We start from the raw sequence: 5,335 nt of genomic DNA, 5'->3' as shown, positions 1-5,335 counted from the left end.
GACGATCTTCGCGGAGGTGGTGGCGCGGGTGGGGGCGGCCGCGTTAGAGCTTGCGAAGTCCACTGAGGACCCTTTCGAGCAGCGTGACGTCGGGCTGGTTTCCGGTTTCGCCGCCGGAAGCGGGCTGGTGGATGGCGACGAGGCCGGCCTCGGCCAGGTCGGCCACGAGGATGCGGGCCACTCCCAGGGGAAGGGAGAGCAGCGCCGACACCTCGGCCACGGACTTGACCTCGGTGCACAGGGTGCAGATCCGCTGATGCTCGGGGAGCAGGGTGGCCAGGCGTTGCGGATCCACGTCGGCGGAGACGAGCGCCTCCAGGGCGAGCTCGTACCGGGGCCGGGTCCGCCCGCCGGTCATCGCGAACGGGCGGATCAGCGGTCCGGAGTCCGGCTCGTCCTCGAAGTCGTCGCCCGCTCCGGCGTCCTGGCCCGGTCCGTGGTGACCGGGCGCCGGGGCGGGGTGTCCGGCCGGCTGCCCGGCGACCGGGCCGCGGCCGGGGAGGTGGCCGGAATAGTGGCCGGGCTGCTGCCCGACCGTTCCGTCCGGGTAGCCGGGCGGGGGAGCGTCGTACGAGGGCCGGGGCTGGGCGTACTGGTCGTACTGTCCCGGCGCGTACGGCTGGCCGTACGACGGCCGGCCGTAGTGCTGGCCGGGCTGGCCGTGCTGGCCGTGGAGCGGCTGGCCGTACTGCTGACCGTGGCCGACGACGCCGGGTGCTCCGAAGGCGTCATGGCCTGTGCCAGGGTACGGAACGCCGTACTGGCCGCTGCGGTCGTCGGGCGGTGTCACGGTTCCTCTCCTCACAGGGTGCGGCGGTGCGTTGCGAGCTCGGGCACGGGTCCGGAGCCGGTGGTGCGAAGGCCGTACAACGTCCGATCCCGAGCCCGCCGAAGCGGGCCCGGGACGAACGCGGAGGTGCTTCGAATACCTGGACGGTATCCGACGGACCGTCAGTGCAGGAGACTGCCCTGGAGTTCTGCGCGCAGTGCGGGGGTGAGAACGGCGCCGGCGCGGTCGACGAGCAGTGCCATCTCGTATCCGACCAGGCCGATGTCGGAGTCGGGGGCGGCGAGGACGGCGAGCGCGGAGCCGTCGCTGATGGCCATCAGGAAGAGGAAGCCGCGCTCCATCTCGACGACGGTCTGGTTGACCTCGCCGCCCTCGAAGATCCGGCTGGCGCCGGTGGTGAGGGAGGTGAGGCCGGAGGCGACGGCGGCGAGCTGGTCGGCGCGGTCGCGGGGGAACCCTTCGGACATGCACAGCAGGAGGCCGTCCGCGGAGACCACCACCGTGTGCGACACCCCGGGGGTGTTGTCCACGAAATTGGTGATCAGCCAGTTCAGGTTCTGTGCGGCCTGGCTCATCTGACTCAACTCAACGCTCCTGGTGGTTCGAGCCGCCGAAGAGATCGGTGCTGCGATTCTGCTGTCCGTTGCCGGACGGGTCTACCTGATCGGGGTCGATCCGGAAGCTTCCGGTGGTACCGGCGTTGCGGCCCTGCTCGACGCCGCGGCGCAGGTTGGTGAGGCGGCCGCGGACCTCCTCGGGCGTGCGGGAGACCTGCGGGCCGTCCTGCGGGGTGGGCTTGGCGTTGCCCGCCACCAGGTTCTGCTTGGGCACGCGCCGGGGCAGGCCGGCCTGGGTGGTGCCGCCGGAGGAGGGCTCGCGGAGCTTCTCGGCGCGCTGCCAGTCACCGTCGTTGGGCGACTGCCAGGCCGCGGTGCCGGCGGCGGTCGGGCCGGTGGGCCCGTAGCCGCCGAGGGCGGACACGTCGTGGCCGCGCGGTTCGGCCGGGGTGGCCGAGGTGTCCCTGGCGCCGGTGAACCAGTTCGGGCTCTCCCCGTTGCCGTCCTGCTGGCCGGAGGGGAAGCCGCCGCCGGCGAGCTGCTGGCCGGGGCGGCGCTGCGGCAGCCCGGACGGCAGGGTGGCGGGGGCGCTGTCGGCGGCCGGGAGGGCGGGCTGCTCGGGGGCGTACGGGTGGCCCGCCGGGGCCTCCTCGGCCTGGCCGGCGTACTGGTCGTCGTAGCCGGGGCCGGCGTAGCCGCCCTCCCCGCCGTAGCCGTCCTGCTGCCCGTACTCGTCGGCCCGGCCGTACTCGTCGTAGCCCTGCTGCGGGTACTGGCCGTAACCGTCCTGCTGGTAGCCCTCGTCGTAGCCGGCGCCCTGGCCGTACTCGTCCTGGTAGCCGTACTGGTCGCCGTCGTAGCCGGACCGGCGGTAGTCCTGCTGCGGGTACTGCTCGTCCTGGCCGTAGGCCTCGTCGTTGCGGCGGCCGTAGGCCGGGTAGTCGTCCTCGGTCTCGGCGTCCACCACCGGCGGCAGCTCCGCCTGCGGTCCGGCCTCCAGCGCGGCGCGGCGGACCTGGTCCAGGCGCTGCGAGCGCTGGACGGCCTCCAGGGCCGGGCTGAAGCCGGTGGGGCCGGCGTTGCCGAGGCCGGTGAGGTGGTCGTCGAAGCCGAGTTCGGCGGCGCTGCGGACCGTGTCGTGGTCGGCGGGCCACTCGGCGGACGGCTCCTGCTCGGCGAAGATCCGGGAGACGGTGAACTGCTCCTCGGGCTCCGGCGCCGCCGCCATGTGGGTGAGGAACGGCGGGAGCATGACCAGCGAGGTGGTGCCGGCCGACTCGCCGGACGGGCGGAGCTGGACGCGGATGTCGTGCCGCTGGGACAGCCGGCCGACCACGAACAGGCCCATGCGGCGGGAGATGGTGGCGTCGACCGTGGGCGGCTCGGCCAGCTTCTCGTTGATCTCCGCGAAGTCCTCGGCGGTGAGGCCGATGCCCTTGTCGTGGATCTCGACGAGCACCCGGCCGTCCGGCAGGCGGGTCGCGTTGACCAGCACCCGGGTCTGCGGGCTGGAGAAGGTGGTGGCGTTCTCCAGGAGCTCGGCGAGCAGGTGGACGAGGTCGGTCACGGCGGCGCCGACGACCTCGGCCTCGGGGATGCCGGAGAGCTCGACGCGCTCGTACTGCTCCACCTCGGACGCGGCGGCGCGCAGCACGTCGACCAGCGGGACCGGGGTGTTCCAGCGGCGGCCGGCCTCCTCGCCCGCGAGGACGAGCAGGTTCTCGCCGTTGCGGCGCATACGGGTCGCGAGGTGGTCCAGCTTGAAGAGGTTCTCCAGCTGGTCCGGGTCGGCCTCGTTGTTCTCCAGGTCGGTGATCAGCGCCAGCTGGCGCTGGATGAGGCTCTGGCTGCGGCGCGAGAGGTTGGTGAAGATCGCGTTGACGTTGCCCCGGAGCAGCGCCTGCTCGGCGGCGAGCGCGACCGCCTGCCGGTGGACCTGGTCGAAGGCCCGGGCGACCTCGCCGATCTCGTCCTTGCCGTGCAGCGGGATCGGGGTGACGTTGGTGTCCACCCGGTCCGGGTCGGTCTTGGAGAGCCGCTCGACCAGCTCGGGCAGGCGGTGGTCGGCGATCTCCAGGGCGGCGTTGCGCAGGGTGCGCATGCCGAGGATCATCGAGCGCGCCACGTAGCCGGTGAGGACACCGGCCAGGATCAGCGCGGTGAGCACGATCAGCGAGTTGAGGATGGCGTCGAAGCGGGCGTTGTCCCGCAGTTCGGCGGCGTCCTGGAGCACGTCGTCCAGCAGCACGACCTCGGTGGCGCGGAGGCTGGAGATGTGGGTGTTGGCGGCCTGGTTCCAGTTCTCCGGGGTCAGGCCGGAGTCCTTGGCCTCCTTGTACGCGCGGTCGGCGACCTCCTTGCCCTGGGACTGCCCGTTGGCGGCGGCCTGGGTGTAGGCGGTGCCGATGTTCAGCAGGCCCTGCATGGTCGGGACGCTGCCGTTGGGCATGCGGTAGGCGGCGCGCTGGTCGGCGTTGGCCTGGGCGACCTGGGCGGCGGAGTACTTCGCGGCGTCCTCGGGGGCGCTTCCGGTGTTGAACTCGGAGAGCGCGGTCTGCTCCAGGCGCTGGGCGACCAGCAGCTGCTGGATGAGGTCGACGTTCTCGTACCGGGTGGTCTTCTGCGCGGAGATGCCGACCAGCAGCTGCAGCATGAGGGCGCGCTGGGTCGAGGCGGAGGCCTTGGCCAGCGACATGGCGTAGATCGAGCGGCCCTTGCTGGTCAGGTTGGACGAGCCGAGGCCGACCGAGTTGTCGTAGGACAGCAGCGGGGCGTACATCACCGAGTAGGCGCTGACGGTCGCGGAGGCGAAGAGGTTGTCCGCGTAGGCGGCGGCGCGCAGCTGCGGCAGGTGGACGACCACGGACTGGAAGGCCTCGTGGCGCCGGGGGAGCTCGCCGGACTTGTCGCTGGCCTCGTAGGCCGCGTTGTACGCCTTGAGGGCGGCGTCGGTGGTCGAGCGCGCCTTGGTGACGTCGTTGTTCGGGTCCTGCTTGGTGATCAGGGGTATGAGTGTCTTGTCGCGCTCGCCCTCCAGGGCCTCGGCGAGCTCGGTGGCGGCCTTGGCGAGGGTGGCGGTGCGCTGGGCGCGGTCGGCCTTGATGAAGCCGTCGATCGAGGTGTTGACGCGCAGTCCGCCGAAGACCAGGCCGATGACGACCGGAATCAGCAGGATCGCGATCAGTCGGGCGGGCACGCGCCAGTTGCGCGGGCGCACGAAGTCGTACCGGCTGCTCCTGGGACCGGTGTCGTCGGTCCCGGAGCCGTTGCCGTTGCCGTTGCCGCTGCCGGGGGTGGGGCCGGTGCCGGTGCCCGGTCCGGACGCGCGGTCCGTGCCGGGGTTGGGCTGCTGCGGTGCCGGGGCGGCCTGCGGCCGTTCCTCGGCCGGTGTGAACGCCGAGAACCCGCCCGGTTCCGGTGCGGTGCCGTTCGGCTCGCTCTGGCGGGGCTCGGAGCGCCGCTGCGGGGCGACCTGCTGCTTACGCCTCACTCGACAACTACCTCTCGGCCGACAGCCGGCCATGGATCAATCCAGCGCTACCCCCGGGGCCGCCCGCTCCGGGGAGCGGCAGCCGTACGGGATCCAGGGGTAGCTGGAATTTCAGCACGTGCAGGGATGGGGGACAAACAGCTGCTGGTGGGCGATCCGTGCGGTGCAATTCAGGACATTCGCCGACATGTTGGCGCAAAACTGTGGTCTTCTGGCGCTGAGTGACGCTGATTCGCTACAAACAGTCATTGTTGATCACGAAATGCCTACCGAACTGTTATCCGCTGCTTATGAGGGGGTCTTGCGCGGGGCGCCCGGACGACACCCCTCCGCAAGCGAACGTGCCCCGGCGCCCCGCCGGCCTGACGGGGTGCCGGGGCCGCCGACCTCGGATTCCGCTCAGCGCAGGCGGGCGAGGAGGGCGTGTTCGACGAGGGTGATGAGGGCGCTCTTGGCGCTGTCGCGGCGTCGGGCGTCCAGGGTGATGACGGGGGTGTC

At 71.9% G+C, this 5,335-nt stretch carries 3 protein-coding genes and 1 pseudogene; all 4 read right to left on the bottom strand.

Annotated features, from left to right (window positions below):
• Nucleotides 1–43: 43 nt before the first annotated feature.
• Complete coding sequence (locus ACFVVL_RS35235; protein ID WP_380298647.1) at nucleotides 44–790, bottom strand: DUF742 domain-containing protein; 747 nt, start codon at nucleotides 788–790, stop codon at nucleotides 44–46.
• Between the two features lie 161 nt (nucleotides 791–951).
• Complete coding sequence (locus ACFVVL_RS35230) at nucleotides 952–1,365, bottom strand: roadblock/LC7 domain-containing protein (RefSeq protein WP_030312881.1); 414 nt, start codon at nucleotides 1,363–1,365, stop codon at nucleotides 952–954.
• Nucleotides 1,366–1,375: 10 nt separating this feature from the next.
• Nucleotides 1,376–4,837: a nitrate- and nitrite sensing domain-containing protein gene (locus tag ACFVVL_RS35225; RefSeq protein ID WP_387682650.1), complete on the bottom strand. Its 3,462-nt coding sequence runs from the start codon at nucleotides 4,835–4,837 to the stop codon at nucleotides 1,376–1,378.
• A gap of 399 nt (nucleotides 4,838–5,236) precedes the next feature.
• A pseudogene (locus tag ACFVVL_RS35220) lies at nucleotides 5,237–5,335 on the bottom strand (ATP-binding protein); the annotation flags it as partial.

Origin of the sequence: Kitasatospora sp. NPDC058115, from assembly GCF_042884635.1 — a bacterium.
Lineage (GTDB): Bacteria > Actinomycetota > Actinomycetes > Streptomycetales > Streptomycetaceae > Kitasatospora.
The sequence above is the reverse complement of the archived record's forward strand: the minus strand, read 5'-3'. Positions and strand labels throughout refer to the sequence as shown.